We start from the raw sequence: 4,591 nt of genomic DNA on the forward strand, positions 1-4,591 counted from the left end.
TTAAAAATGGGGGGATTACCAAAACAATTTCTACAATATCACTTAACTTATTAACTGTCTTACATAACTAGGTACCGAATTTCATAGTTACTTTATATAGGTCCAAGGCAAAAAGCTTTTCAACTGGCTACTTTCCACTTCATATTTAGTCCACCCAACTCTTTTTAAATAGCCTAACTCGAATAGTTTTTTAGCCAAAAGCCAACCATTTTTCTACGGGATTCATAAGCTTCATGATCTATTGAGAAACCCAACAGAGATTCCAGCCAAGGATCACTCGCGATATCGTTTACATCAATTATGTAACCTTTATTGCCATGAATTTTATAAACCCACACAACGGTACGCCATACATCCCAAGACGAGTTCCAGCAATAGACGTACTTTGAAAGTTGTTCAGGTTGCCTAAGACCTAATTTTTTACACAGAATTTGCATTTTTACAGTTTCGTTCGCATTTTTAAAATATTGAACAAAAGCAGATCGTTTTTGTGTTCGATTAACTATTTCTTGTTCTTTTTTAATTAATTCAGTATTAGCTATTTTCTCAAGCTTTTCTCGCCAAGGTAATCCTGACTACATAAAACTATTAGATCTAAATAGAATAATACCTAAGCGTACTGCCCACAAGCAAATCCACAGCTCCACGCATACTGAAAATTGTAGCCCCCTAACCAACCCGTTACATCGGTTACTTCGCCTATAAAGTATAGGCCTTTGGCTTTTTTAGCTTCAAAGGTTTTTGAGCTCAACTCGTCGGTATCTACACCGCCCAATGTTACTTCTGCTGTTCTATAGCCTTCTGTGCCATTGGGTTTAATTTGCCAAGCGTGAATATAATTTACTAACTCATCTATTTGAGCATGGGTAAGCTGATTAATATTACAATCTGGTATCGCTTTGCTTTCGTGCAGTATTTCTATAAAGCGTTTAGGTAAAATAGTCGCAAGGCTATTTTTTAACGACTTTTGGGCTTGCGTTTCTCGCCAATCAGCAAGTTGCTGCCTTAAATCAATTTCGGGTAATAGGTTTATAGTTACAGCCTGCCCTGCTCGCCAAAATGAGCTTATTTGCAATATTGCTGGGCCCGATAACCCTCGGTGAGTAAAGAGGATATTTTCTTTAAATACGGTGCCGTCTTCGCTTGAAACTTCACATGGAATACTAATTCCCGAGAGCCCTTCAAAACGCTCTTTATCATGCTGATGCAAAGTAAACGGCACAAGTGCAGCCATAGTTGGTAACACGCTTAAGCCAAACTGCTCTGCAATTTTATAACCTATTGGTGTAGCCCCTAGTTTTGGCATAGTTAAGCCACCTGATGCTATAACTAGCGACTCACAGCTTAATGTTTCTTGCTCTGTCGTAACGCTATAGCCGATTTCGGTTTTTGATACGCTGATCACTTCATTGCGTAGTTTTATATTTACCCCTGCCCACTCACATTCGGTCAGTAAAATATCAACAATGTCTTGTGCATTGTTATCGCAAAAAAGCTGACCTAGTGTTTTATGGTGATACGCTAATCCGTGCCTGTCCACCAGCTCAATAAAGTCATGCTGTGTATAGCGACTTAAACATGATTTAACAAAATGAGCATTTGCGCATAAGTAGTTATCAGGGGTTGCGTTTTCATTTGTAAAATTACAACGCCCACCACCACTTATTAAAATTTTACGACCTGGTTTTTTGCCCATATCAAGTACTGTAACGCTTCGGCCACGGTATCCAGCTTGCGCTGCACACATTAATCCTGCAGCTCCCGCACCTATTACTATTACATCTACTTGGGTCATTTATTTATCTCGTTAAAATTTTTTTCGATTATAGCAAAGTTTAACAACAAACAGCGCGCAATCATTATCAATAATAACGCAACAAAATAAACCAGAAAAACAACCAATAATATTAACAAATCATAAAAAGCACGAAACACTTTAAAAACAACGACAAAAGTATTAAAAAATCATTAAAGTTCTTAGTTATAACCAAACAAAATACATAAAACGAAATTAATACTTTAACTTTATTAACAAATACTTTACCTTTGTTCCTACATCGTGAGCATTAATCACGAAATTACTAATAAAATCTAGGAAAAATTATGACAACAAGAAAAACTTTTCAAAAGTGCGCTATAGCTTTAACTGTAAGTACGCTTTTTTCAGCAACATCAAGTATGGCAAATCCAGCTCAAGCAATTGCTCCTTCAATGGCTGAAACCACAGCAAAACTACAAATCCAAAGCGGTTTTGAAACCCAATTCATTATTAAATATAAAAATAACAATAATGAAATAGCCACTTTTTCAACAGCGAGCGCTAACTCATCAAATATGAAACAACGCGCTCAACGTTTTGTTAAAAACTTTTCGTCTAAAAAAGGGAAGGTAAAAGGTAAATATGTACGTGCAATGGCACTTAATAATCACCATGTTATGCGTGCAGACAAGAAGCTAAATGCAGCCGAAGCGCAAGAGTTTATGCAAGACGTTATTGCTTCTGGCAATGTTGAATACATTGAAGTCGATCAAATGTTGCAACCTTTTTCGACACCTAATGATCCTCGCTTTGATGATCAATGGCATTACTACGAGCAAGCGGGTGGTCTAAACTTGCCAGCAGCATGGGATACAGCAACAGGTAGCGGCGTAGTGGTCGCGGTGCTTGATACAGGCTACCGCCCTCATGCTGATTTGAATGCAAATATTCTCCCTGGTTACGATATGATTTCTAACTTGTCGGTAGCAAATGATGGCGGTGGTCGTGATAGCGATGCTCGCGATCCTGGCGATGCGGTTGCAGCAAATGAATGTGGTTCAAACGGTGCACAAAACTCTAGCTGGCATGGTACGCATGTTGCCGGCACAGTTGCTGCTGTCACTAATAATGGTGAAGGTGTTGCTGGCGTTGCTTATAATGCAAAAGTAGTTCCTGTTCGTGTGCTTGGTAAGTGTGGTGGTTTAACATCTGACATTGCTGACGGCATTATTTGGGCATCAGGTGGAAGTGTTTCAGGCGTTCCTGCAAACTCAAACCCTGCAGATGTAATTAACATGAGTTTAGGTGGCAGCGGTTCATGTAGTTCTACAACGCAAAATGCGATTAACACAGCACGTAGCAATGGCACTGTTGTGGTTATTGCAGCTGGTAACGATAACGACAACTCAGCAAACTACAATCCAGGTAACTGTAGCGGTGTAGTAAACGTAGCATCGGTTGGGCGCAACGGCGGTCGCGCTTATTACTCAAACTACGGTAGCAATATTGATGTTGCAGCACCTGGCGGCGCACAAAGTTTTGCAAACGACTCTGAAGGCGTTCTATCAACTTATAATACAGGCTCGTCAACACCTTCAAGTGATAGCTACGGTTTTTCACAAGGTACATCTATGGCAGCTCCTCATGTTGCTGGTGTTGCAGCACTTATTAAGCAAGCTAAACCAAATGCTACGCCTGATGAAATAGAAAATATTCTAAAATCGACAACGCGTTCATTCCCAGCTTCATGTAATAACTGTGGTACTGGTATTGTAGATGCAGCAGCCGCTGTTGCTGCAGCAAGTGGCGGTACGACAACAACACCACCTGCAGCCGGTGGTGGCTCCGTAAGTGATGTAAGTGCTAATGCTGGTCAATGGAAACATTACACCCTAGATGTACCTGCCGGTATGTCTACATTTACCGTAACAACATCAGGTGGGACTGGCGATGCTGACTTATTTGTTAAATTTGGTAGCCAACCAACAGCATCAAGTTACGACTGCCGTCCATATAAAAATGGTAACGCTGAAACATGTACATTCTCAAGCCCACAAGCAGGAACATGGCATTTAAGCGTTAACGCTTACAGCACATTCTCTGGCTTAACTCTTACCGGACAATATCAGCCATAATTTATTGAAACAACTCCCTGAGAGCAAAGGTCAAGCTGAAAAGCTTGGCCTTTTTTTATTTAAAAACAATTTATAGCAACTCGGATTACGCCAATCTGCTTATATGGGTTTATTTAACGATAAGATAATTGCGCAATAACAAGGTGAAGTATGACATATAGTTGTTATCACTAATTGCTTCGTGCCTTACTTTATCCCCTACATCCATACAGTCGACTATGAATCATTTTTAATACGGTGAGTAATACCAATCCGCAATAATACTTAATCAATTTGGGGGATTAAATCTGACGCTAACTGTGTTAAAAATTTCTGATATAGGACAACTAAATAACGAAATTTTTGCCTTGTTATCAACACGGTTTTCTCACCTCAAAGTAGATCACTTAATTAGGGTATGTTGTTCTTTCAAGGTTAAATTTGCAGCATTCTGTTTGGTATTTAGGCAAGGTAGAGCCTATGCAGTGTGGCTATTCCCCATAAATGGGCGATAACGTAGCATTAAGACCAAACAGGCGCTGCCCAAAGGGTTCTTCCTAGGGGCTATTTATTCTTTGTTGCCTGCATGGATGTAGGTAAGGGGCGTGAGCAGGACGCGGAAGCTTTGCTCGGTTTTTACTTATTCTTACATGGATGTAAGCCAGTAGAGTAACGCAGGAGCAGTTACCGAGCCCACTAGGTTACAAACCTCGCGCCG

At 40.1% G+C, this 4,591-nt stretch carries 3 protein-coding genes; 1 reads left to right on the forward strand and 2 read right to left on the reverse strand.

Annotation, left to right across the window (positions count from 1 at the left end; translation table 11 throughout):
- Positions 1–173: 173 nt before the first annotated feature.
- Positions 174–437: a hypothetical protein gene (locus tag DO88_RS07335; protein WP_033039779.1), complete on the reverse strand. Its 264-nt coding sequence runs from the start codon at positions 435–437 to the stop codon at positions 174–176.
- Positions 438–610: 173 nt separating this feature from the next.
- Complete coding sequence (locus DO88_RS07330; RefSeq protein WP_033039782.1) at positions 611–1,795, reverse strand: NAD(P)/FAD-dependent oxidoreductase; 1,185 nt, start codon at positions 1,793–1,795, stop codon at positions 611–613.
- A 308-nt stretch (positions 1,796–2,103) separates the two neighbouring features.
- On the opposite strand from DO88_RS07330, the gene DO88_RS07325 reads away from it, so the two are divergent.
- Positions 2,104–3,894, forward strand: coding sequence for a S8 family peptidase (locus DO88_RS07325; protein WP_008138088.1), 1,791 nt, complete (start codon positions 2,104–2,106; stop codon positions 3,892–3,894).
- The last annotated feature ends 697 nt before the right edge of the window (positions 3,895–4,591 follow it).

Source organism: Pseudoalteromonas sp. S3431 (genome assembly GCF_000690035.1).
Lineage (GTDB): Bacteria > Pseudomonadota > Gammaproteobacteria > Enterobacterales > Alteromonadaceae > Pseudoalteromonas > Pseudoalteromonas fuliginea.